Below are 21,847 nucleotides of genomic sequence, written 5' to 3'. Positions count from 1 at the left end.
ATACACCGCCCCGTGTCTTTCCCTCTATCTTTATTTTTCCGTATTTTTTCTCTGCGCATAGTCCTGCATCCCCGGGCTTCCTGCCGCAGCAACAAAATCCAGCTCATCGTCGCGCATATGCCCATGCCAGCATTTCTTGCCCATATGATCCTGACGCTGCATCGTCAAAAGCTGCGCCAGCAGCTTCTCCCGGACCATATGGCAGCGGGAAAAGTCGAAATTCTCCAGCTCTGCGATTAAACGTTTGTCTTCCATTTCCGCTCCCCCTTTCTGATGTCTTTCTAATCTTTATATCCTTTGCGGCAGCAAACTGTTATCATAATTTTTTCATGTATTTCCCCTCAATGGATGAACATATACCAGATTGCCAGGATGCCGCCAGCTACCGTCGCGATTTTCTCGAGCTGCTCCGTACTCGTGCTCTGCAGCCAGTCCGTATTCACATCGATGATGTCCAGCCCCTTGCGCACCACCCAGCGCAGGGCACAGGCCAGCAGATAAGTCAGGGCGATCTTCACCAGCACCATGGCGATATTCACGGCCAGCCCGATGATCAGGCAGACCAGGGCTGCGACGAGCACGATGCCGGCCACCCCCGTCAATATGGTCATGACGGCGCCGCTGACAAGGGAGGCACCGAGAAGGAACACTACCACCAGTATCGCTAGAACTCCCATAAGGAACACCTCGCTTTACTCCTCATATTCCAGTGCGTTTTCCTCGCACCAGTCGCGGGCAGTCTCGATGAGCTGCGCCTGCAGGTATTTTTCCCAGACCGGCTTCAACAGCAGATGGCGCACCTGATGGTTGAACCGCGTCACCGCGCCACTGCCCTGCAGGGCATCCTGCAGGCGCTCCTTGACGTCTTCCCGCTCCCGCGAGGCAGCAAAGCCCTGCATGAAGCCCCGCAGGTCCTCATCGATGACATTGGGGACCGGGATGTAGTGCTCCCAGTCCTCTTCAATCGTGAACACATGCTCCAAGGCCTGTTCTTCATCCATATCATCAGCCACCACCATGACTTTTCCCTTCGCGATGTCGACATAACTCTGCCGCACATCCGACTGCGCCATAGCGGCCGCTAATTCTTCCAATTTGATCTTCATAGTATATCCTCCGTTGTTTTCCTCCTTATTATACGCATAATCGCTGAGAAAAAACAAGCCTTCCTGCTAAGGAAGGCTCGCGTATCAGTTGGGATCGAATTTCTTCGTGGCATTTTCGAGCAGGCTGTCACGCCGCTGCTTCGAGGCAGCAAAGTAGTCGTGCACCGCCTGGCGGTCGTGCTGCTCACAGGCCGTGATGACTTCGCCGAGGATATGCTGCAGCTCCTTGAGATTGGCTACGATGGCCTCCCCATTGGTCATGCAGATATCGGCCCACATGTCGGCATTCGAGGAGGCAATGCGCGTCGTATCGGTAAAGCCGCCGCCGATGAGCTTGATGCACGAGTCCAGGTCGCCGCCTGTGCGGTTGAGCAGCGTGACGAGGGCCGCCGCCGTCACATGCGGCACATGGCTGATGACCGACGCGCAGCGGTCATGCCGCGCGATGTCAAGCGTCGTAAAGTTTGCCCCTGTATGGCGCAGCACGCGCATGAGCTTATCGTGTGCCGCGGGCGGCGCCCCTGTGTCTTCAACGATCACATAGGCCTTGCCGGCAAACAAATCCTTCTTCGCCGCCGTGACGCCGCTCTTTTCGCGGCCAGTCATCGGATGGCCGGCGATATAGTAGACATCCTGGGGCAGGATATCCCGCAGATGACGCCAGATATACTGCTTGGTGCTGCCCGCATCGGTGAGGATGGCCCCTTTCTTCAGATAGGGCAGGATCTTTTCCACCATCGGCACGATCTGCAGGACCGGCGGGCTCAGAAAGACAATATCGGCGTCTTTGACCACCGCCTCGATATCCGCCGTCGCATAATCGACAGCCCCGAGCTTCATCGCATTATCCATCGAGGCTTGCGTGCGGCAAAGGCCTGTGATGTAGATATCCTCGCCCATCTTGTCCTTGAGGCACAGTCCCAGTGAGCCACCGATCAAACCGACGCCGATGATGGCAAGGTTTATCTTCGCCCGGCTCATAATTTCCGGCCCATGACAGCGGCGATCTTGCCCAAGTCCGCCATCAAGCGGTTGAAGTTCTTCGGCGTCAGGCTCTGGTCACCATCGGAAAGGGCGACCTCCGGATGCGGATGCACCTCGATGATCAGGCCGTCACAGCCAGCGGCGACAGCGGCGCGGGCCATCGGCTGCACCATCTGCCAGCGTCCCGTGCCATGGCTCGGGTCAACGATGATGGGCAGGTGGGAGAGCTCCTTGATGGCTGCCACAGCGCTGAGGTCGAGGGTGTTGCGCGTGAAGGTCTCATAGGTGCGGATGCCGCGCTCACAGAAAATGACGTTCTCGTTGCCGCCCGCGAGGATGTACTCGGCGGCATTGAGCCACTCGCTGATGGTAGCCGACAGGCCGCGCTTGAGCATGACCGGCTTTTTGACCTTGCCCAGTGCCTTCAGCAGTTGGAAGTTCTGCATATTGCGCGCACCGACCTGATAGACATCGGCATATTTTCCAACGAGCTCGATATCATCCTTATCGACGATTTCGGTCACGACCTTGAGGCCCACCTCATCGGCGACTTCGCGCAGCATCTTGAGACCATCTTCAGCCAGGCCCTGGAAATCATACGGGCTCGTGCGCGGTTTGAAAGCACCGCCGCGCAGGAACTGGGCCCCGCCGGCTTTTACGGCTTTGGCAGCCTCGCGCAGCTGCTCGATACTCTCGACCGAGCAGGGACCAGCCATGACGACGAGATTCTCGCCACCGACCTTGACGCCAGCCACATCGACCACCGAGTCCTCCGGATGCCAGGTACGACTGACGAGCTTGTATTTCTCCGTGATGCGGACCGTCTTTTCGACGCCTTCCATCATGTTCATCTCGAGATTGGCAATCTTTTTCTTGTCGCCGATAACACCGACAATCGTGACTTCCTCACCGGTTGATACATGCGCCTTGAGGCCGGCTGCATCTATTTTCTTGATAACCTTATCGATATTTTCCTTGGTTGCGCTGGGACTCATCACAATAATCATATTCATTCCCTCCAAAATTCTTAGCGATCTTTCACCGAAAACCATTCCGAAATGAAGTATTGCCACCAAAAAAGCCCGTCCCTCTACAGGGACGAGCCGATATACCCGTGGTACCACCCTGCTTGCTGCTGCAAGCCTCTCATTTCGGATACTGACATATCCTAGCCTGTGATAACGGTGGCATTCCGGCGCGGCCTACTGCTTGTTCAGCCTGCTGCTCAGGAGTGTATTTCCATCGAGGTCTTTACGGTGTTTCACCAGCCCACCGCTCTCTGCCAAAGCCACGGGATGTACTTCTCTCCATCCATGCATTTCACTTGTTGGTTAATACTATAGCAGTTCATTCGCGCAATGTCAACACATTTTGTAAATGTTACTATGTAAAATCCACTGGTATTACACGTTTATTCCATCAGACCTTGACCATCGCGATCTCGTCGCAATTCGGGAACTTCGGACAGTCGATGCATTCCTTCCAGACCTTATGAGGCAGTTCTTCTTTCGTGATGGTCTCAAAGCCCAGCGTCTGGAAGAAGCCCGGCTTGTAGGTAAGGGTGAAGACCTTCTCCACCCCCAGCTGCTCGCCCTCGGCAATCAGCCGCTTCACGATCTGGGCGCCGATGCCCTGCCGCGTCTTCTGGGGCGCTACGGCCAGGGTGCGGACCTCAGCCAGCCGGTCCCAGATGATATGCAGGCCGCCCACGCCGGCAATCGTGCCGTCCTCATCCTCGGCCACGATCATATCGCGCAGCGTCTCATAGAGCGTATTGCGCGAACGGGCCAGCATCACACCCTCCTCCGCATAATCAGCCACAAGCTGATAGATTGCCTCGATGTCTTTAAACGTCGCCTTACGATATTTCACTCAACCATCTCATTTCCTTTTCAGTTCTAGTTTCCTTATGCCGGCTCGCTGCTCGGACAGACAGGCGCCAGCGGGCATTCGGTGCAGAGCGGCTTGCGCGCCTTGCAGATCTTGCGCCCATGCCAGATCAGCCAATGATGGGCATCCGACCACTTCTCCCGGGGGATGGCCTTCTGCAGGCCATGCTCGACCTCCAGCGGCGTCTTGCCCGTCGCCAGCTTCAGCCGGTTGGCGATGCGGAACACATGGGTATCCACCGCGATCGCCGGCTGATGGAAGGCCACGCTCATGACGACGTTGGCCGTCTTGCGTCCGACACCGGGCAACGACTGGAGCGCTTCGAAATCTGCCGGCACCTCGCCCCCGTACTGCTCGCAGAGCATCTGGCAGGCCGCCATGATGTTCTTGGCCTTGTTGCGGAAAAGCCCGCAGTCGCGGATTTCCTCCTCGAGCTGCGCCAGGCCCAGCGCAAGGATCGCCTCTGGCGTCGCTGCCTTCTGGAACAGCCGCGCCGTCGTCACATTGACGCGCTTATCCGTGCACTGCGCCGACAGAATCACCGCAATCAAGAGCTCAAACGCATTGCCGAAGACGAGCTCGGGCTTGGCCCCCCGATAGAGCCGCTCGAGGATAGCCAGCTGCTCCTGCTTGATTTTCTTTGTTACTCGCATCGCTTTCCCCTTCAAAATACGGATAAGCCTTCCCCGGCAGAGGAAGGCTTATCGGATACTAGCTTAGGTTGCCCGCTTAGTTCGTCAAGCTGCGGATTGGGGCCGGAATGCGGCCGCCGCGGGCGATGAACGCCTCCGAACTGTACTGGTTGCGGACCGGCACAATCGGGCAATAGCCCAAAAGGCCGCCATACTCGACCATATCGCCGACCTTCGCCCCCGGCACCGGGATGACGCGGACAGCCGTCGTCTTGTTGTTGATCATGCCGATAGCTGCCTCGTCGGCGATGATGCCCGAAATCGTAGCCGCCGAGCAGTCGCCCTCGATGGCAATCATATCAAGGCCAACCGAGCAGACGCAGGTCATGGCCTCGAGTTTCTCGATCGAGAGGCTGCCCGACTTGATGGCTGCGATCATGCCCTCGTCCTCGCTGACCGGGATGAAGGCACCCGAGAGGCCGCCGACATGCGAGGACGCCATAAGGCCGCCCTTCTTGACCGCATCGTTCAAGAGGGCCAGTGCCGCCGTGGTACCCGGTGCACCGCAGCTCTCGATGCCCATCTCCTCGATGATGCGCGCCACGCTGTCGCCGACGGCCGGCGTCGGTGCCAGCGACAAGTCGATGATGCCAAAGGGCACGCCGAGGCGCTTCGATGCCTCACGGGCAACGAGCTGGCCGACACGCGTGATCTTGAACGCCGTCTTCTTGATGGTCTCAGCCACTTCCGTGAAGTCAGCACCCTTGAGGTTTTCCAGCGCATGCTTGACAACGCCCGGGCCGCTGACGCCGACGCTCACGACCTTGTCCGCCTCGCTGACGCCGTGGAAGGCACCAGCCATGAAGGGATTGTCCCCCGGCGCGTTGCAGAACACGACGAGCTTGGCGCAGCCCAATGCCTGCGTATCACGCGTGAGCTCCGCCGTGCGCTTGATGACCTCGCCCATCTCGCGCACGCAGTCCATATTGATGCCCGTCTTCGTCGAGCCGAGATTGACCGACGAGCAGACAAGATCCGTCGAGGCCAATGCCTGCGGAATCGAGTTGATGAGCACGCGGTCACCATGGGTAAAGCCCTTCTCGACCAACGCCGAGAAACCGCCGATGAAGTTGACACCGACAGCCTTGGCGGCGCGGTCCATAGCCTCAGCAACCGGTACATACGAATCGGTCTTGCAGGCATCGGCCGCAATGGAAATCGGCGTTACCGAAATGCGTTTATGAATGATAGGAATGCCATACTCCGCCTCGATATCCTCACCGGTTTTCACGAGGAACTCTGCCGATTTCGTAATCTTGTCATAGACATTCTGGCAGAACTGGTTGATATTCGGATGCGCGCAGTCACGGAGCGAGATGCCCATCGTGATCGTACGCACGTCGAGCTTGTTCTCCGTAATCATGGCATTTGTTTCTAAAATATCATCTATCGTTATCACGTGTCTAAAATCCTCCTAATCGATTCCATCCATTGACATGTCAACCTGACCCGTCAATTTGACATGTCATTTGACCGGTCATTTTGACTGGTCAGATATTGTGCATGATGTTGAAGATATCCTCATGCTGGGCCTTGATGTCCACGTTGATTTCCTGCCCGCGCTCCTTGAGCGTCTTCTGCAGATCCGTGAGCTTGATTTTGCTGCCGCTGATCTCAGCGATCAAAATCATATTGAAGAACCCATCCATGATATTCTGGTTGATCGACAGGATATTGACATTGTTCTCGGCAAGAATCTGGCTGACCATCGCAATGATACCGACACGGTCTTTACCAACGACTGTCACTACAAGTTTCATTTACACATTTCTCCTTTTCATTCCTAAGACTACGACTCATTGTGTAAACCATAGAACAATGTGTCAACACAAATCATTTTCCCCCATTATACCAATAGAATACTGAAAAACCAAGTATTCCGCGAAAATTCTTTCGAAAAAATCATGTCATATGTCCCCGAATCCGATATAATAGAGCTATGACTAGTAATCAGGAGGCATCATTTATGGAATATGGTTTTTTCAATGGCGAATTCATCACGCTTGATACCGCGAAAGTACAGCTTGAGGACCGCGGCTATCAATTCGGCGACGGCATCTACGAAGCCACGCGGGTCTACAACGGCAAATGCTTTGCGCTGGAGCGCCATCTGGCCCGCTGCCGCCGCTCCCTGCGCGAGCTGCGCATTCCGATTACCTATATGGATGAGGAACTCACGGCCATCCACTACGACCTCATCCAAAAAAGCGGCATCCAAAACGGCGTCATCTATTTCCAGATTACGCGCGCCACGGCCCCGCGCACGCATTATTTCCCCGACCAGGTCATCCCGAATCTCTCGATGACCATCCGCGAATCAGAGCCCAACCGCAAGTGGCAGGAAGACGGCATCGCATGCATGCTGGCCGAAGACATCCGCTGGCTGCGCTGCGACATCAAGAGCCTGAACCTTTTGGGCAATGTATTAGCCAAACAGGCCGCGCATGAGAAAGGTCTGCAGGGTGCCATTCAGTTCCGCAAGGATACGGATCTGATTACCGAAGGCTCAAGCAGCAACTTCTTTATCGTCAAAGACGGCCTGATTTGGACGCATCCGACTGACAACCTTATTCTCAAGGGCGTCACGCGCTCCATCCTGCTCGAAGAAGTCATCCCGCAGCTCGGCTATACCGTCGTCGAAAAAGCATTCACGCCGGAATTTGCCCTGAGCGCTGCGGAAGCCTTCGTCACCAGCACCAGCCTCGAAGTCACACCAGTCGTCAACATCGACGGACACACCATCGGCAACGGCACCCCGGGCAAAATCACCCAGAGCCTGCTCCAGGGCTACCGCGAGCTCGTCCAGAAGGAATGCTATAACGCTTGACGAAAGGGATGTGACAGAACATGCGAACAGGGATCATTCTCGCCGGCGCGCTCCTGGCGGCCTCTTGGGGAACCGGCGCCGCACAGGCAGCAGCCGTTGACGCAGCAACAGTACCAGCAGCACCAGCTGCCAGCAGGGAATACCAGCTCACGGACAAGGCCAGCCCTGCCATACCGGCCGCGCAGCTGCCGGAAAACACGGCGCGCCCTCAGGACACGCCCAAGGCGTCCCCGGCAGCAGAAGCCAGCACAGCAGAAGCGCCAGCTCCGGATTCCCGCCCCCAAAAGGCAGCCAGCCAGCCCAAGAACGAGATCGAAGTGCAGTTTGATTATCTGCATCACTGCTATTTCGATAAGCGCTACATCGATAACTACAACCTGCATATCTATAAGAAATGGAAGCGCATCCATGCCCTCTCCATCTATGGCGGCGTGACCATCACAGGCGCCAGCGGCTATCTGATTGACGACAGCCAGCCGGACGTACATAAAAACAGCGACGCCTTCGGCATCGGCCCTTCCGTTTTGCTGCGCTTCGAAAAACGCATCACGGGCAAGCTCTATGCCGACCTTGATGCGTCAGGCTCCCTGCGGATCTATGGCAAGGCCCATCCTGCCGGCGGCCGCGCCTTCGACTTCCTCTGGCGCATCGGCCCCCGCCTGACCTACCGCTGCACCGATGACATGGCCATCAGCCTGGGCTATCTGTTTGCCCATATGTCAAACGGCTTCAGCGATCATAACCCGGGCTACAATGCCGCCGGTATTTCCCTGGGCTTCCAGTATCGTTTCTGACAGGCACCATAAAACAAAAAGGAGCTGCAAAGACGCGGCGGATCAATCCGCCACATCTTTGCAGCTCTTTTCTTTATGCGCGCTTGGCGCCCATGGCAATCCACGCCAGAACGGCGACCGCCAGGAAGAAAGGATACAACAGATACGGTATGATGCTGAGGCTGGTGATGCCCGCAATGGCTGACGCAATCAAGAGCTGCGCCCCATAGGGAATGATGCCCTGGGCGATGCAGGAGCAGGTATCGAGCAAGGAGGCACTATCGCGTGCCTCGATGCCATACTCCTCGCTGATGTTCTTTGCAATTGGCCCGGCAACGACAATCGCCACCGTGTTATTCGCCGTAGCCACATCCATCAGCACAGTCAGCAGGCCGATGCCCAGCCGCCCGCCGCGCTGCCCCTTGAAGTGCTTGCGGATGAAGGCCAAGAGCGCTGCAAAGCCGCCGCCATCCCGCATGATCGCACTGATGGAGGCCGCCAGTATCGTGACGATCATCGTCTCGAACATGCCGTTCGTACCAGCTCCCATAGCCGAGAACGCCTTCGACAGCGACGTCGTCCCCGTAGCGATGCCCAGGATAAAAAACAAGGTAATCCCTGTGCCCAGCACCAGGAAGACATTGCGGCCCGTAAGCGCCATGAGGAGAACGAGGAAATACGGCAGGGCCAGCAGCAGCGAATAATCAAACTGCCCCAGGTCCGCAGGTGCCCCCGACAAGGCCAGCACAAAGAGCACCATGAGCGTAACCACCGCCGCCGGCAGGGCCAGCTTGAGATTCGCATAGAACTTGTCCTGCATGCGCGTGCCCTGGGTCCGCGTCGCCGCGATCGTCGTGTCCGAAATGAACGAGAGATTATCGCCAAACATCGCGCCGCCGACCACCGAGCCGACCGTCAGCGGCAGGCTCAGCCCGGCATTCTGCGCCACCGAAGCGGCAATCGGCACCAGTACCGTGATCGTGCCGACGCTGGTGCCCATCGACATCGAGATCAGGCAGGCAATGAGGAACAACCCCGGCACGGCAAAGGTCCCCGGTACGAAGTTCAGCAGCAGGTGCGCCGTGCTTTCCACTCCGCCAGCGGCTTTGGCAATGCCGCTGAAGGCGCCGGCCATCAAGAAGATGAACAGCATGATCGTGATATTCGTATCGCCGATACTCTTGGCACAAAGCTGGATGTTCTCGATAAAGAGCCGCCGCCTGTTCTGGACAAACGCCACGATAAGGGCCAGGCCAAAGGCCACGACGACCGACATCACGTAGAAGCCCATCTGCCCTTCCACCGGCTCGATATACTCATACCAGATCCCCGCGCCGAGATAAAGCGCCAGAAACACCAATATCGGCAGCAGCGCAATCGCCCGCGCTTTAGGCTGCCCTGTAATCTGTTCCATAGATTCCATCATCCTTTGTCTCGAAATAACTGCATACAGCTCCCTATTATACGGCAAATGCTGCTGCCAAGGCAAGGGATGCTTAAATCTGGAAATACTTGTGCATGTCCTCATGACGGCCGATCACCAGGATGGTATCCTCCGCCACCAGCCGGGTCTGGGGGGTGATCTCGACGTTGAGCGCCCCCTTCTGCTTGATGCCCAGCACGTTCACATGGTAATTCTGACGGATCTTGAGCTCACCGATCGTGTGGTTGCACCAGTCCGCCGGCATCGGCAGCTCGTAGACCGCATAGCGGTCGCTGAGCTCAAAGTAGTCGAGCAGATGGTCATAGCCATAGCGGATGGCCGTCCAGCTCGCCAATTGCTTTTCCGGATAAACCGCCTCGTCGGCGCCGTTGCGCAGCAGGAACTTCTCGTGGATGCCGCGCGAGGCGCGCGCCACCACATATTTCGCCCCCATGTCTTTCAGCAGCGAAGTCGTCTCCAGCGAGCTCTGGAAATCATCGCCGATGGCCACGATGCACAGGTCGAAGTTGCGGATGCCCAGAGACCGCAGGAACTCCTCATCCGTACTGTCTGCCACCAGGGCATTCGTCACATAGGGCAGCACCATGTTCACCCGTGCCTCGCTCTTGTCCACTGCCATGATCTCGTGATGCAGTTCATGCAGCTTCTCGGCCACATGGCGGCCATAGCGGCCCAGTCCGATCAATAGTACCGTTTTCTTCATATTCTCTACTCTCCTAGCCTACCGTAATCTTCTCTTCTGGCAGCCGTCCCCGGTTCGGACGGTATTGGTTGTTCAGCGTATAGATCATCGTCAGCGCCCCCACACGGCCAAAATACATCAGCCCGATCAATATGAGCTGCGACGCGACGCTCAAATGCTCCGTGAGCCCGATGGAAAGCCCCACGGTCCCCAGTGCCGAGGAAGTCTCGACCATGCAGTCGATGACCGGGATCGCATCGATCTCACTGATCAGAAAGGTACTGCCCGCAAACAAGCCCAAATACAGCAGGAAAATCGTCACTGCCTGCTGCAGGCTCTGGGGGGCGATGCGCCGCTTGAAGCAGGCGATATCCGTCTTCATGCGCAGCGATGCCACAGCCGAAGCCATGAGGACAAAGGCCGTCGTGACCTTGACGCCGCCAGCCGTCGACCCCGGCGCACCGCCTGTGAGCATCAAGCCCACCAGGACGATGCGCCCGGCCTCCGTCAGCGACTCGATATCCATCGTATTGAAGCCGGCCGTCCGCGGGGTCACGGCCTGGAACAGCGCCATCAGGACCCGCTGGGACAGAGGCTCTGCCGCCAGATCGCGGAAAAAAAGCAGGGCCGCAGGCAGCAGGATGAGCAGCACCGTCATGCAGAGTATGATTTTCGTCTGCACATGATAATGCTTCCAGCGCCAGCCCTTGTCAAAAAGGTCCGCCCAGGTGATGAAGCCCAGCCCGCCGGAGATGATGAGGCCGATGATGACCAGATTGACGACGGGATCGCCCGCATAGGCCATCAAGGAGCCGCCGCCGCGCTCGCCCATGAGGTCGAAGCCGGCGTTGCAGAAAGCCGAGATCGAATGGAAGAAGGCCATCCAGAGCCCCTCCCCAAGCCCATAATCGCGGCAGAAAACTGGCGCCAGCACTGCGGCGCCTGCCAGCTCCAGACCCACGGTCAGCCGCAGGACAAACCGCAGGATACGGACGATGCCGCCGAGCTGGGAGCAGCCCCACGCCTCCTGTATCGTACTGCGCTGACGCAGATCTATCCGCCGCCCCGAAGCCATGGTAAGGGCCACAGCCATCGTCACGACGCCCAGGCCGCCGATCTGTATCAGCACCAGGATAACCGCCTGTCCCCAATGCGACCAGTAAAGTGCCGTATTCTCCACCGTCAGCCCCGTAACGCACGAGGCTGACACCGTCGTGAAAAGCGCCGTCAAAAGCGGCGCCCCGCGGCCATCATTCGTAGCCACCGGCAGCATAAGCAAAACCGTCCCCAAAAAGATCAGCAGCAAGAAACTCAGGCTGATGATTTTAAACGACGACAATCGATTTAACATAATCTGCAATCCCTTTCTGCAAATATTCCCCCAACTTATACTAGCATAGACACCCTGACTATCCCTGTCAACCAAAAATAAGACAGCCCGTAACCAAAAACGTTACGGACTGTCTTCCCCAATTCCTTATCCTATTGTTCTCTGCTTGCCGCGCTGCGGTCAAAACTGCGCCGAAAACTCCTTGCCGAGTTTTTGGCAGGCCGCGATGCCATCAGCATCCGGCGCATTCTCGATGGCCAGGCCATCATCGAACAGCTTGGCACCATCCTTGCGCGTCCGCTCGGCCCAATCCTGCATCCAGGCACCGCCGCCCCAGCCGTACGAGCCAAACAGCGCCACCGGCTTGTCTTTCAGCAAGGGCTCCAGCTCCGTGAAGAAGGGCTCGAAGCAGCCTTCCTCCAGCACCTCATCCCCCATTGCCGGGCAGCCCAGCAGCAGACCATCGTAGCTGCCGACCTCGTTGATATCGAACTGCTCCACCTCGAACAGCTTCGCCTCGCTGCCTGCCTGTGCAGCCCCTTCGGCAATAGCCTCCGCCATCGCCTGCGTGTTTCCCGTACCCGTCCAATAAATGATTGCCATCTTTGCCATGTAACAATTCCCTCTTTCTTGTCCATTTGCCTGCGGCCTCAGACCGCACGCACCAGTTCCTCAAAGCGGCGGCCCCGCTCCAGCTCGCTGCAGAAGTGCTGCGAGCAGTCCGTATAGCGGTCGAACAAAGCACGCGTACGCTCCTCGTTGGCATATACTTTCCAATAGCCGCTGAAAGCGTAATCACGTCCCTTATGCTCGATGAAACCAGCTACATCCTCCGGCGGATAGCCCAGGAACAAGCCGATCTCATGCGGAAAAGTCTTGCGCAGCCGCATGCGCAGCCGCAGGTGTTCCAGCAATTCGGCCAGCGTATCCTCACGCCGGTAGCCGTATGCTTCCAGCAGCTTCATCGCTTCCGGCTGGCGCAGCTCCTGTGACAATACGCCCGGCCGGTAAAAGAGCAGCAAGACATACTCCTCGCCCTCCGACACCCGGAACACCGATATGCCCTTGCAGCGGAAGCAGGTGGTATACGATGCCAACAAGGCATCAAAATCCTCAAAGCAGCTTTTGCGGAACGACAAGAGATTCGCCGTCTTGATTCCCAGCAGCACCGGCGCTGCATGCATGCCAAGGACCTGTTCAAAATCGTCTTTTGCCAACCATCATCACCTCTTGCAAATGATATATATTCTCATTTATGTAATCATAATAACGAAAACGTTTCTCAATTGCAAGTAGAAATTTGACTTGTCAAAATAAGGCGGACTTGACTTGTCAACGTAAAGAAACTTGACTTGTCAAAACAATACAGCGCGATCTGCACGGCAAAAATTTATAATAAATTGCAGTTTGCCGGTCAGTTCCAGCCTTCCCCTTACCGAGGGGAAGGTGGGCGCGAAGCGCTCGGATGAGGTGTATGCGTCCGTATGGAATCCCGCTACTACGAAGCTCGGGGTTCACGGGGTAGTACTTTTTCTGTTTCCGCTAAATGGACCGTACGACCAGAACTACGGACTTAGTTACCTGCTCCCGTCACCAGGTCGCGGCGTACACATCGGAGTCTAGCTTATGCGCTTACGGCCCAGTCCTGCTGCGCAGGACAGTCGCTCCAGACAGAAAGAAGCACTACCCCGTTCGCCCCTTTGGTAATGGAAATCTGAGATGGTACGAACCGTTTCTCCCGCAGCAAGCACATCGATGTAATTCGTTGCCTATCGCCGGAAAGGAACAGACTTGTTCCAACATATCGGAGGGCGAGGGGGGTACACTTTCTTCGTAGACGGAGCGACTGCCCGAACGCAGTGAGGGATGGCCCGCGGTAGATAATCACTAGAACGTCTAGATGTATTGGCGCGCCGCCGGCTTGCCCGGCGCATGTCACTAAGTACGTACAAGGGTATCCGCGCGGGTCATTTAGCGGAGCGGAGAAAAAGAGCACCCACCCTCACCCAAGCTGAGCTGCTCCAAGCCTATTTTCAGCTCGCACGAACAAACAAACTGCAAGTTTCAGTGCTCCATATTTTTTCTTCCATAGAGCCATGGCTGACTGATATGTTTGTTGAAGAATTCGATAAGCGGCCCTGTCCCGCAAGCCAGCACCAGCGTCCCGAGCCCCACGATGCTGCCGCAGGCAAAACCAAGGGAAACGGCGCAACTATCGATGAGCACACGGACTGTGCGGAAGGACAACCGGCCCTGCGTGCGCGCTGCCAAAATCCAGCCGATGGCATCATAAGGCCCCATGCCCAGCCGCGCGCTCATGTAAAACGAGCAGGCCAGGCAGGTCAGCAGCACGCCGCCCAGCAGCAAGGTTCCCCGCAGCAGCAGCGACGGCTCGCTGAATAAAGCGATTGGCGACAGCAGCGCATACCAGAAATCCGCGATGATTCCCAGCAAAAACATATTGACCAGAGTCCCCACGCGGATATAACTCCGGTCGAGCAGCAACACCGGCACGATGAGCAGCAGGTTGAAGATAATCACGCAGGTACCATAGCTAAGGCCGGATACATTGGCATAGCCCAGGTTCATGCAGGAAAACGGATCGTTGCCACACAAACTGAACCGCATGAGGACCACCGAAAATCCCATGGCCACATGCGCGCCAAGAATTGCCGCGATCCTTCTGCGCATAAAAGATTCTTTCGTTTCTTCCCAAGAAGCCGTTTCTGTCCTCCCCATAATCATCCTCCTCCAATATTTCTGCCATTATTGTATTCGCTTTGCCAAAAACAGCGCAAGCGATTTGCTCGTTTCGGGCCATTGTTGCAAAGAAATTCTTTACCTTTCAAATTTTATGAAACAATGTTTCGAAAGCAACGAATAATTTTTATCTGTTCATTTTTTTCTACATTTTTGCAGGATTTAGGATTGTTTCATCTAATTCTGTCAGATAGACTGTTTATGTGAATGAATCAGGAAAGGATCGATGTATTTATGAAAAAGATTTATGCCAAGAAAGCCGCTGGCCGCGTACTGCTGGCACTTTCGCTTATGACTGCTTCCGTCTGGAGCACGGCTCCCGCTGTGGATGCCGCCAGCCGTGCCGAGGTAGCAGCGATCCATGTGCAGAAGGCCGCCGACTTCAAGTATTGGAATGACAATTCTCCCACCATCGCCGCACTGACGCAGTTCGTGGAGAATGCTGTGAATCCGGCGAGCAAGGAGTATATTCCGCCCGAAGCCCGCATCGCTACCTTCGATCTCGATGGCACGCTGTACTGCGAGACAGCCCCCTATTATTTCCAGGAGATGATGTTCCTGCACCGTGCCCTGGAGGACAAGGACTATCAGGCGTCCCCGGAAATGAAGGCCGTAGCGGAAAAGGCAAAGCCCTATATCATGAACAAGAAGCCGATTCCCGCTGAGCTCAATGCCCAGATCTCCAAATACACCCATAAGGCCTATATGGGCATGACCCCGGACGAGTACAAGGCTTACGTCAAGAAATTCATGGACACCAACGAAGTCGACCTTTCGAACCTCAAGCGCGGCGAGGCTTACTACCTGCCGATGGTAGAGGTCGTTTCCTATCTGGAATCCAACGGCTTCACGGTCTTCCTGAATTCCGCCTGCGAGCGGGAAATCCTGCGCTGCCTGGCCGAAGATGTCCTGCACATCCCCTATTGGCATATGATCGGTTCCAATGTCGCCTACACCACTACTGCGATGAAACCTGGCGAGACGCCGGACAAGCATACCTTCGACAAGACGAAAGACAAGATTGTCCGCACCGATAAGTTCCTCGGCGAGAACGGCAAGACCAGCAAGGCCATCAGCAATATCGTCGAGATCGGCCAGCAGCCCGTGCTGTCCTTCGGCAACTCCTCCGGTGACGTCGGCATGCTCGAATATACGCTCCAGAACAACCGCTACCCGAGCATGGCCTTCTTCGTCCTTTGCGACGATACAGAACGCGAACTCGGCAATCTGGAAAAAGCCAGCAAGCTCAAAGCCACCGCGGTCAAGAATGGCTGGCATACCATCTCGATGCATGAGGAATTCAAAACCATCTATGGCGACAACGTAAAACGTACCAAATAAAAGCATCCATATAGTATAATGAAGGTGCCCGGCAATTGGCCGGACACCTTTTACTAACTTCAGGAGGGATTTCATTATGAAAGCCGATTGTGCCAACTGTCCATCACATGCCTGCTACACCAAGGGCGTCAACTGCACGGGCATTGACCGCGAAACGATTCTTGCCGCCTACAGCGAGGAAGAACGCCGCATCATGAAAGCTGCGGCGTATGTCGAAGGCACCTTTTACAGCAACATCACGCGCCTGCAGGAAATCGCCGAATTTGCCAAGGCCATGGGCTATACGAAACTCGGCATGGCCTTCTGCATCGGCCTCAATGCCGAGGCCCGCTACATTGCCCGCTACTATGAGCAGCAGGGCTTTGCCTTTTACAGTGTCTGCTGCAAGAATTGCAGCTTCAACAAAAAAGAGCTTGACCTCAAACAGGTCAAGCCCGAGCTGGCACACGAGGCCATGTGCAATCCCAAGTTCCAAGCCAGGCTCCTGGCGGAAAAAGGCACGGAGCTTTTCATCTCCTGCGGCCTCTGCGTGGGACACGATGCCATCTTCAACAGCAGCTGCCCCGGCCCCGTCACCACGCTGGCCGTAAAAGACCGGCTGCTGGCCCACAATCCCCTCGGCGCCATTTATTCGCGCTACTGGAAGCGGAAGCTGGGCATCATGGAAGATGGCGAAGTATAAGTCCGGCGCGAAAGCGGCCAGCCATCAGCCTACCCGCCGCTGCCAAAATCTGACGGACAGCAGCAGCACCATATTAAACGCCAGTATGATCAATAGCAGCAGGGCACCGATTCCGTCGGCAATGATATCCCGATCGGGGACCAGGCCTGTGCTCATGAGATACCATAGATGCACCGCCAGTGTTTCTCCCCCCGCCATGACATCGAAATCAAACCTATGGCGCGATACCGTGGTACCAGCGGTGAAAATCAGGATGGCCGTCTCGCCCAAAGCCCGGCCGGCCGTGAGGGTGATGCCCGTGAGGATGCCCGGCAGCGCCTTCGGCAGGATCACCCGCGTGATGGTCTGGAGCTTTGTCGCTCCGAGCGCCAGACTCGCCTCCCGGTAGGATTTGGGTACCGTACGGATGGCCTCCTCCGTGACCCGGACCAGCAGCGGCAGGTTCAGCAAGACCAGCGTCAAAGCGCCGCCCAGGATGCTGAACCCCAGCCCCAGCACGTTGACAAACAGTATCATGCCAAACAAGCCCAGGACAATCGAGGGCACCGTAGCCAGGCTTTCTACGGACAGGCGGATGCACTTCGTCAGCTTCGTTTCTTTGGCATACTCAGCCAGATAGATGCCAGCCCCTAACGCCACAGGGATCGAAAGCCCCAGGGAAAGTGCCAGCATGTAGAACGAGTTGAAAAGCTGCGCCCCCACGCCACCGCCAGCCAGGATATCGCTGGATTTGCCGAGCACAAAGTCCAGCGATAAGACTGGCAGGCCCCGATAGAGGATATAGCCAAGGAACACGGCCAACAAGCCAAGGATAGACAGGCCCGCAAGCCATAAGACCACCACGGCCGCTTGATTCTGCATTCTTGTATCCATCAGGCAAATCTCCTTTGTCCAAACCGCCGTACCAGAAGAATCATCGCCAGCGAAAGCAGCAGCAGGACAAACGCCATCAAGAACAGCGCATTGCCCCAGACCGAACCGAAGGGCGTATTGCCCATCTCTACCACGATGTTGCTGGTAAGGGTCGCCGTCGGTGAAAACAGCGACACCGCCAGCTGGGGTGTGTTGCCGATCAGCATCTGGACCGCCATGGTTTCGCCGATGGCCCTGGCCATAGCCAGCACCACGGCGGTCAGGATGCCTGGTGCCGCGGCGGGCAGGACAACATGCTGCACAGTCTGCCACCAAGTCGCCCCGAGGGCCAGGCTCGCTTCCTCCAGCGATGGATCCACCGCCTGCAGCGCATCGGTGCTGATGGATAATATCGTCGGCAGGATCATGACAGCCAATACCAACGAAGCTGCGAGCAAACCAAAGCCCGTCGCCTGCCCAAAGGTTTCGCGCAGCCATGGCACCAGCACCACCAGACCAGCATAGCCATAGACCACCGAAGGGATGGCTGTATAGAGATCTATCGCCGGCCGCATGATATGCTGGAGCCACGTCGGTGCCACCTTGGCCAGGAAGATCGCCCCCATGAGCCCCAGCGGCGCTCCGATAAGGATGGCCAACGCCGTCGACAAGAAGGAGCCGAGGATGAAAAACAGTGCCCCGTACTTCCCGGACAGCGGGTCCCACTGCCCGGAGAAAAAGAATTCCAGCGGGCTGACCTCGGCAAACGTCTGCAGTCCCTGCTTGCCCACCAAAAAGATGATCGCAAAGATCACGATGGACATCACGCAGGCAGCTGCGCCAAAGAACCAGCGCCCGCACGTATCGTAAAACAGTCTGCGCCGATGACCCTTATCGTTTTTCTTTGCCGCCATCTGACCGGCTGCTGCCTGTTCCATAAATTCCTCCCGCCCCTCACGCTTTTAATTTATTGATAGGGATGAAGCCCAGTTTTTCCACCTGCGTGTTCTGGAAGTCATCGCTGAGGATATAGTCGATGAACGCCTTGACCGGACCCTCGGGCTCGCCCTTCGTATACATATGGCCATAGCCATAGATGGGATATCTCCCCTCGAGGATATTCTGCGGCGAGTATTCCACGCCGTCAAACTGCAAGACCTTCACGCTATCATCGGCATAAGGCGCATCCACATAGCCGACAGCCCCCGGCGTATTGCTGACAGCTGTCCGTACCGCCCCATTGGAGTCCTGGATGATCGCGTTATCCGTAAAGGACTGCCCCGCCAGTACCACTTCGCTGATGGCCGCCCGGGAGCCAGAGGATTTGGCCCGATGGATCAGCGTGATGGCCCGGTCCTCGCCGCCGACCTCCTTCCAATTGGTGATCTGACCCGTCAAGATACCGATGGCCTGCTGCCTGGTGAGATTGTCTACCTTATTCTCCTTATCGGTGATAAAGACAAAGGGTTCCACTACGACCTTATGATCCACCAGCCCCTTGTCCTTATAGGCAGCAGGCAGATCCACATCGGAGGTGCCGATCTGTACCGCTCCCTCGGCGGCCTGATTCATTCCTGTGAACGAGCCGCCGCCAGCGACATTGACCGTCACCTGCTTGTGCTTCTCCTGAAAGGCTTCCTGTGCGGGCTTGAGGAGCGGCAGCAGCGCCGTCGACCCCGAAACGGTGACCTTGCCGGCAAGCTCTGCCGTTGCTCCCGCCTTGTCCCCCTCGGACTGGGTGCCGCAGCCTGTAAGCAGGACTGCCATGCTCATAGCCACCATTCCTAGCGAAATCATCTGTTTCATTCTGCTGAACATTTTTTCTCCCTCCAACTGATACGATTCCTGAAGGCATCTCCTTCGTTCTCCTTTATCCTAGCAGGCTCTCCCTCTCTGATTGTTGTGTCTTTGTTAATTCTTTGTAAAAACATGATATGGCCCCAGCCTTTATGCTAGAATGGACATAACTCAGAAAAAGGAGGCTGACTTCTGATGTTCCACTCCCGCATCACCCGCAGATGCCTGGCATCACTCCTCTTGGCGGCCCTTACGGCGCTGACGATCACAGGCCTATATCTGCTCCATTATTTCCACGCCTATACCATGAAAAAAGAACAGGACGCCCTCGTGCTCAATGCCCAGATCATCGAGCAGATGCTTGCGGCACAGGATTTCCAGGACTCCCATAAGTTCCCCCCGCTCTTGCAGCAGCTCAGCAACAACACAGGCCTGCGCATCACGATCCTGCGCGTGGACGGCACGGTGCTCGCAGATACCTCGGAACCAGCCGCAACCCTCGACAACCATTTCCAGCGCCCAGAGGTCCAGCAGGCTTTCGCCCACGAATACGGCACCGCTATCCGTTATAGTGCTACGCTAGGCGAGAACCGCATGTATGTAGCCATCCCCGTATATGCCGAGGACAGGCTCATGGGAATCATCCGCACCTCGAACTCCCTGGCAGCTGCCGAAGCCTCCTATCGGACACTGGAGCAGGCCCTGATCGCCGCCATCTTCCTGTCTATTGCCATCGCCCTCCTCCTGGCCATCTGGCTGGCCAAACGGCAGGTTGCTCCGCTCAGGCGCCTAAGCCACGATGCCGCCATCATTGCCCATGGCAACTACGGCCATCGCATCACTTGGCACTCGGAGGACGAATTCGGGCAGCTGATCCAGACCATCAACCTGCTGACCGAAAACCTCGGCCGCAGGATTGCCGGGGCACGGGCTGAAGCCGAGAAACTCAGCTTGGTGCTGGAGCAGATGGACAATGCGGTCATGCTCATCGACAAGCAGGGCCATATCACCGACACCAACCGCAAAGCACAGGAACTGTTCGGCCTTGGAAGCCAGCCGCTGAAGTGCCATAGCATCCACCTGCTGGGCAGTGCCGGACTTTCCGAGACCGCCCAGCGTGTAAGCCGCAGGCAGCAGCCCGAGACCATCACCTATGTGCACAGATCTGGCCAGCAGGCGGCAAACGCCAGCCATACCTTCACGATTTTCCTGACGCCCTTCCCCGGCAGGGATGCCTCCGAGATCCTGGCGGTCTTCCACGATATCTCCCTGCTGCAGGAAATCAACGAACGCCAGGCGGAGTTCATCAGCAATGCCGCCCATGAGCTCAGTACACCGCTGACATCGATTTCCGGCTTTGCCGAAACCCTTTTGGAGGATGACTGCCGCCAGCCGGAGCTGACGCAGCATTTTGCCCAGGTCATCTATGACCAGTCCCAGCGCATGAACCGCCTGATCCAGGACCTCCTGCAGCTGGCCCGGCTCGAAACCCTCAGCCAGCGCCAGGACCTCTGCCTGACGCCTGTTCCCGTACAGGAGGCCATCTGCGCCGTCCTCTCCCAGCTGGCCCCCTCCTTCCAAGAAAAAAAGCAGACGGTCCTGTTCCCGTCTGCTGAAGATGACTCCTTGAAGGAGCTGCAGGTTGCTGCCATCCCTGAGTTATTCCGCCAGATTCTCCGCAATCTGCTTGAAAACGCCAACAAATATACACCGGCCGGCGGCAGGATCAGCATCGGCCTTGAGGCCACACCCCAAAGGCTGGCCATCCGCATCACCGATAATGGCATCGGCATTGCCCCCGAGCATCTGCCGCGGATCTTTGACCGCTTCTACCGTATCGACAAGGCCCGGGCCCGCAGCACCGGCGGCAACGGCATCGGCCTTTCGCTGGTCCATTACCTGACGGAGCTCTTCCATGGCTCCATCCAAGCCGAAAGCACCTTGGGCCAGGGCACGACCTTCACCCTGCATTTCCCGCCGTTCAATCCCCAGGCTTGACCTGGTCCCGGCTTGCCGGGCAAGCCGGTTTCTTTTGCTGGATGCGCGCTGCCGTTTCCCGGTAGATGACCCATTCGGCGATGTTCACGGCATGGTCGCCGATCCGCTCGAGGAACCGGGCGATGAACAGCAGCTGCGTGATGCGCTTCTGCCGCGCCGCCTCCGTCGTCACGAACTCGGACAACGCATAAAACGCACGCGCGAAGACCTCGTCCATCTTCTTGTCCAGCCTGCGGACCTCATCAGCCAGACAGACATCATGCTCCCGGTAGGCCCGCATCGCCTTGGCCACCATTTCCACCGCGCAGGCTCCCAGCAGCTGCACCCATTTCATCCGTTCACTGTCCAGCGGCACCGTGACGTTCTGGACGGTCTTGGCGATATCGTAGGCATGGTCGCCGATGCGCTCGATATCTGTCGCTATCTTGAAGCCCGCCACAATGACACGCAGATCGTGGGCAATGGGCTGCTGCTTGGCAATCAGCAGGATGCAGCTGTCCTCGATATCGACGATCATATCATCCAGGACATCGTCTGCCTGCATCACTTCACAGGCCAGCTCCGCATCTCCCGCCAGCAGGGCTTCCATGGCCAGCTGCACCTCTGTGCAGGCCTTATCGCCCATCACCGCCACTTTTTCCTGTATGATATCCAGCTCATGGATGTATTCCTTCCGCGTCTGTTCCATA

General features: G+C 56.9%; 24 protein-coding genes and 1 other annotated feature. Of the genes, 5 read left to right on the top strand and 19 right to left on the bottom strand.

The features are described 5' to 3' along the window. Nucleotides 1-30 precede the first annotated feature (30 nt). The 9 genes from FZ041_RS09370 to FZ041_RS09330 form a co-directional block, all read right to left on the bottom strand. Entirely contained in the window at nucleotides 31-255 is a 225-nt protein-coding gene (locus FZ041_RS09370; RefSeq protein ID WP_149189369.1) for a hypothetical protein, read from the bottom strand. A gap of 86 nt (nucleotides 256-341) precedes the next feature. Beyond that, complete coding sequence (locus FZ041_RS09365) at nucleotides 342-677, bottom strand: hypothetical protein (protein ID WP_149189368.1); 336 nt, start codon at nucleotides 675-677, stop codon at nucleotides 342-344. 15 nt (nucleotides 678-692) lie between these two features. Further along, nucleotides 693-1,106, bottom strand: a complete 414-nt coding sequence (locus FZ041_RS09360) for a UPF0158 family protein (RefSeq protein WP_149189367.1) — start codon at nucleotides 1,104-1,106, stop codon at nucleotides 693-695. Nucleotides 1,107-1,190: 84 nt separating this feature from the next. Further along, nucleotides 1,191-2,087 (bottom strand): prephenate dehydrogenase, encoded by an 897-nt coding sequence (locus FZ041_RS09355; protein ID WP_149189366.1) that lies wholly within the window; start codon nucleotides 2,085-2,087, stop codon nucleotides 1,191-1,193. Beyond that, on the bottom strand, nucleotides 2,084-3,097 hold the full coding sequence (gene aroF, locus FZ041_RS09350; RefSeq protein WP_149189365.1) for a 3-deoxy-7-phosphoheptulonate synthase: 1,014 nt from the start codon (nucleotides 3,095-3,097) through the stop codon (nucleotides 2,084-2,086). The genes FZ041_RS09355 and aroF overlap by 4 nt, the downstream gene beginning before the upstream one ends. Before the next feature lie 84 nt (nucleotides 3,098-3,181). Continuing rightward, nucleotides 3,182-3,413, bottom strand: a binding site (T-box leader). A 96-nt stretch (nucleotides 3,414-3,509) separates the two neighbouring features. Next, nucleotides 3,510-3,962, bottom strand: a complete 453-nt coding sequence (locus FZ041_RS09345; protein WP_149189364.1) for an N-acetyltransferase — start codon at nucleotides 3,960-3,962, stop codon at nucleotides 3,510-3,512. A 35-nt stretch (nucleotides 3,963-3,997) separates the two neighbouring features. Then, entirely contained in the window at nucleotides 3,998-4,633 is a 636-nt protein-coding gene (nth, locus tag FZ041_RS09340) for an endonuclease III (protein WP_149189363.1), read from the bottom strand. A 76-nt stretch (nucleotides 4,634-4,709) separates the two neighbouring features. Continuing rightward, nucleotides 4,710-6,071: a PFL family protein gene (locus FZ041_RS09335; protein ID WP_149189362.1), complete on the bottom strand. Its 1,362-nt coding sequence runs from the start codon at nucleotides 6,069-6,071 to the stop codon at nucleotides 4,710-4,712. A 91-nt stretch (nucleotides 6,072-6,162) separates the two neighbouring features. Next, a complete protein-coding gene (locus tag FZ041_RS09330; protein WP_075428198.1) occupies nucleotides 6,163-6,432 on the bottom strand; it encodes an ACT domain-containing protein in 270 nt (89 codons plus the stop codon). Between the two features lie 206 nt (nucleotides 6,433-6,638). Here FZ041_RS09330 and dat point away from each other — a divergent pair, with 206 nt between their 5' ends. Together dat and FZ041_RS09320 are read left to right on the top strand one after the other, a co-directional pair. Continuing rightward, a complete protein-coding gene (dat, locus tag FZ041_RS09325) occupies nucleotides 6,639-7,499 on the top strand; it encodes a D-amino-acid transaminase (RefSeq protein WP_187626356.1) in 861 nt (286 codons plus the stop codon). A gap of 20 nt (nucleotides 7,500-7,519) precedes the next feature. Then, entirely contained in the window at nucleotides 7,520-8,293 is a 774-nt protein-coding gene (locus FZ041_RS09320) for an acyloxyacyl hydrolase (protein ID WP_149189360.1), read from the top strand. A gap of 73 nt (nucleotides 8,294-8,366) precedes the next feature. Here the strand turns inward: FZ041_RS09320 and FZ041_RS09315 are convergent, their stop codons facing one another. The 6 genes from FZ041_RS09315 to FZ041_RS09290 form a co-directional block, all read right to left on the bottom strand. Then, entirely contained in the window at nucleotides 8,367-9,686 is a 1,320-nt protein-coding gene (locus FZ041_RS09315) for a Na+/H+ antiporter NhaC family protein (RefSeq protein ID WP_149189359.1), read from the bottom strand. 82 nt (nucleotides 9,687-9,768) lie between these two features. After that, entirely contained in the window at nucleotides 9,769-10,419 is a 651-nt protein-coding gene (locus tag FZ041_RS09310; RefSeq protein ID WP_149189358.1) for a potassium channel family protein, read from the bottom strand. Nucleotides 10,420-10,432: 13 nt separating this feature from the next. Continuing rightward, complete coding sequence (locus tag FZ041_RS09305) at nucleotides 10,433-11,749, bottom strand: TrkH family potassium uptake protein (protein WP_149189357.1); 1,317 nt, start codon at nucleotides 11,747-11,749, stop codon at nucleotides 10,433-10,435. A 159-nt stretch (nucleotides 11,750-11,908) separates the two neighbouring features. Continuing rightward, entirely contained in the window at nucleotides 11,909-12,340 is a 432-nt protein-coding gene (locus FZ041_RS09300; protein WP_149189356.1) for a flavodoxin, read from the bottom strand. A gap of 38 nt (nucleotides 12,341-12,378) precedes the next feature. Then, the gene (locus tag FZ041_RS09295; protein ID WP_075428454.1) at nucleotides 12,379-12,912 is read right to left on the bottom strand and encodes a DUF3793 family protein; all 534 of its coding nucleotides are present in this window, start codon (nucleotides 12,910-12,912) and stop codon (nucleotides 12,379-12,381) included. Nucleotides 12,913-13,792: 880 nt separating this feature from the next. Continuing rightward, nucleotides 13,793-14,467: a YczE/YyaS/YitT family protein gene (locus tag FZ041_RS09290; RefSeq protein WP_149189355.1), complete on the bottom strand. Its 675-nt coding sequence runs from the start codon at nucleotides 14,465-14,467 to the stop codon at nucleotides 13,793-13,795. A gap of 255 nt (nucleotides 14,468-14,722) precedes the next feature. Here FZ041_RS09290 and FZ041_RS09285 point away from each other — a divergent pair, with 255 nt between their 5' ends. Together FZ041_RS09285 and FZ041_RS09280 are read left to right on the top strand one after the other, a co-directional pair. Continuing rightward, nucleotides 14,723-15,829: an HAD family hydrolase gene (locus FZ041_RS09285; protein WP_187626355.1), complete on the top strand. Its 1,107-nt coding sequence runs from the start codon at nucleotides 14,723-14,725 to the stop codon at nucleotides 15,827-15,829. Between the two features lie 76 nt (nucleotides 15,830-15,905). After that, the gene (locus FZ041_RS09280) at nucleotides 15,906-16,511 is read left to right on the top strand and encodes a DUF1847 domain-containing protein (protein ID WP_149189353.1); all 606 of its coding nucleotides are present in this window, start codon (nucleotides 15,906-15,908) and stop codon (nucleotides 16,509-16,511) included. 24 nt (nucleotides 16,512-16,535) lie between these two features. Here the strand turns inward: FZ041_RS09280 and pstA are convergent, their stop codons facing one another. Genes pstA through FZ041_RS09265 form a run of 3 tightly spaced genes read right to left on the bottom strand, consistent with a single transcriptional unit; the run spans nucleotide 16,536 to nucleotide 19,181 of the window. Continuing rightward, complete coding sequence (pstA, locus tag FZ041_RS09275; RefSeq protein WP_149189352.1) at nucleotides 16,536-17,384, bottom strand: phosphate ABC transporter permease PstA; 849 nt, start codon at nucleotides 17,382-17,384, stop codon at nucleotides 16,536-16,538. Then, nucleotides 17,384-18,301, bottom strand: coding sequence for a phosphate ABC transporter permease subunit PstC (gene pstC / locus FZ041_RS09270; RefSeq protein WP_255449331.1), 918 nt, complete (start codon nucleotides 18,299-18,301; stop codon nucleotides 17,384-17,386). The genes pstA and pstC overlap by 1 nt, the downstream gene beginning before the upstream one ends. A gap of 16 nt (nucleotides 18,302-18,317) precedes the next feature. Continuing rightward, nucleotides 18,318-19,181 (bottom strand): phosphate ABC transporter substrate-binding protein, encoded by an 864-nt coding sequence (locus tag FZ041_RS09265; protein ID WP_149189351.1) that lies wholly within the window; start codon nucleotides 19,179-19,181, stop codon nucleotides 18,318-18,320. Nucleotides 19,182-19,355: 174 nt separating this feature from the next. On the opposite strand from FZ041_RS09265, the gene FZ041_RS09260 reads away from it, so the two are divergent. After that, entirely contained in the window at nucleotides 19,356-21,158 is a 1,803-nt protein-coding gene (locus tag FZ041_RS09260; RefSeq protein WP_149189350.1) for an ATP-binding protein, read from the top strand. Here the strand turns inward: FZ041_RS09260 and phoU are convergent. Further along, the gene (gene phoU, locus FZ041_RS09255) at nucleotides 21,142-21,846 is read right to left on the bottom strand and encodes a phosphate signaling complex protein PhoU (protein WP_149189349.1); all 705 of its coding nucleotides are present in this window, start codon (nucleotides 21,844-21,846) and stop codon (nucleotides 21,142-21,144) included. The two genes, FZ041_RS09260 and phoU, sit on opposite strands and share 17 nt — an antisense overlap. Between the last annotated feature and the right edge of the window lies 1 nt (nucleotide 21,847).

The organism is Pseudoselenomonas caprae (genome assembly GCF_008271345.1).
In the GTDB taxonomy this organism is placed as follows: Bacteria; Bacillota; Negativicutes; order Selenomonadales; family Selenomonadaceae; genus Selenomonas_A; species Selenomonas_A caprae.
This window is presented reverse-complemented; position numbering and strand designations above follow the sequence as displayed.

Coding starts and splice junctions, on each gene's coding strand:
- FZ041_RS09370 (WP_149189369.1), bottom strand. CDS start 255: ATGGAAGACAAACGTTTAATCGCAGAGCTGGAGAATTTCGACTTTTCC.
- FZ041_RS09365 (WP_149189368.1), bottom strand. CDS start 677: ATGGGAGTTCTAGCGATACTGGTGGTAGTGTTCCTTCTCGGTGCCTCC.
- FZ041_RS09360 (WP_149189367.1), bottom strand. CDS start 1,106: ATGAAGATCAAATTGGAAGAATTAGCGGCCGCTATGGCGCAGTCGGAT.
- FZ041_RS09355 (WP_149189366.1), bottom strand. CDS start 2,087: ATGAGCCGGGCGAAGATAAACCTTGCCATCATCGGCGTCGGTTTGATC.
- aroF (WP_149189365.1), bottom strand. CDS start 3,097: ATGATTATTGTGATGAGTCCCAGCGCAACCAAGGAAAATATCGATAAG.
- nth (WP_149189363.1), bottom strand. CDS start 4,633: ATGCGAGTAACAAAGAAAATCAAGCAGGAGCAGCTGGCTATCCTCGAG.
- FZ041_RS09330 (WP_075428198.1), bottom strand. CDS start 6,432: ATGAAACTTGTAGTGACAGTCGTTGGTAAAGACCGTGTCGGTATCATT.
- dat (WP_187626356.1), top strand. CDS start 6,639: ATGGAATATGGTTTTTTCAATGGCGAATTCATCACGCTTGATACCGCG.
- FZ041_RS09320 (WP_149189360.1), top strand. CDS start 7,520: ATGCGAACAGGGATCATTCTCGCCGGCGCGCTCCTGGCGGCCTCTTGG.
- FZ041_RS09315 (WP_149189359.1), bottom strand. CDS start 9,686: ATGGAACAGATTACAGGGCAGCCTAAAGCGCGGGCGATTGCGCTGCTG.
- FZ041_RS09310 (WP_149189358.1), bottom strand. CDS start 10,419: ATGAAGAAAACGGTACTATTGATCGGACTGGGCCGCTATGGCCGCCAT.
- FZ041_RS09305 (WP_149189357.1), bottom strand. CDS start 11,749: ATGTTAAATCGATTGTCGTCGTTTAAAATCATCAGCCTGAGTTTCTTG.
- FZ041_RS09300 (WP_149189356.1), bottom strand. CDS start 12,340: ATGGCAAAGATGGCAATCATTTATTGGACGGGTACGGGAAACACGCAG.
- FZ041_RS09295 (WP_075428454.1), bottom strand. CDS start 12,912: ATGCATGCAGCGCCGGTGCTGCTGGGAATCAAGACGGCGAATCTCTTG.
- FZ041_RS09290 (WP_149189355.1), bottom strand. CDS start 14,467: ATGGGGAGGACAGAAACGGCTTCTTGGGAAGAAACGAAAGAATCTTTT.
- FZ041_RS09285 (WP_187626355.1), top strand. CDS start 14,723: ATGAAAAAGATTTATGCCAAGAAAGCCGCTGGCCGCGTACTGCTGGCA.
- FZ041_RS09280 (WP_149189353.1), top strand. CDS start 15,906: ATGAAAGCCGATTGTGCCAACTGTCCATCACATGCCTGCTACACCAAG.
- pstA (WP_149189352.1), bottom strand. CDS start 17,384: ATGGATACAAGAATGCAGAATCAAGCGGCCGTGGTGGTCTTATGGCTT.
- pstC (WP_255449331.1), bottom strand. CDS start 18,301: ATGGAACAGGCAGCAGCCGGTCAGATGGCGGCAAAGAAAAACGATAAG.
- FZ041_RS09265 (WP_149189351.1), bottom strand. CDS start 19,181: ATGTTCAGCAGAATGAAACAGATGATTTCGCTAGGAATGGTGGCTATG.
- FZ041_RS09260 (WP_149189350.1), top strand. CDS start 19,356: ATGTTCCACTCCCGCATCACCCGCAGATGCCTGGCATCACTCCTCTTG.
- phoU (WP_149189349.1), bottom strand. CDS start 21,846: ATGGAACAGACGCGGAAGGAATACATCCATGAGCTGGATATCATACAG.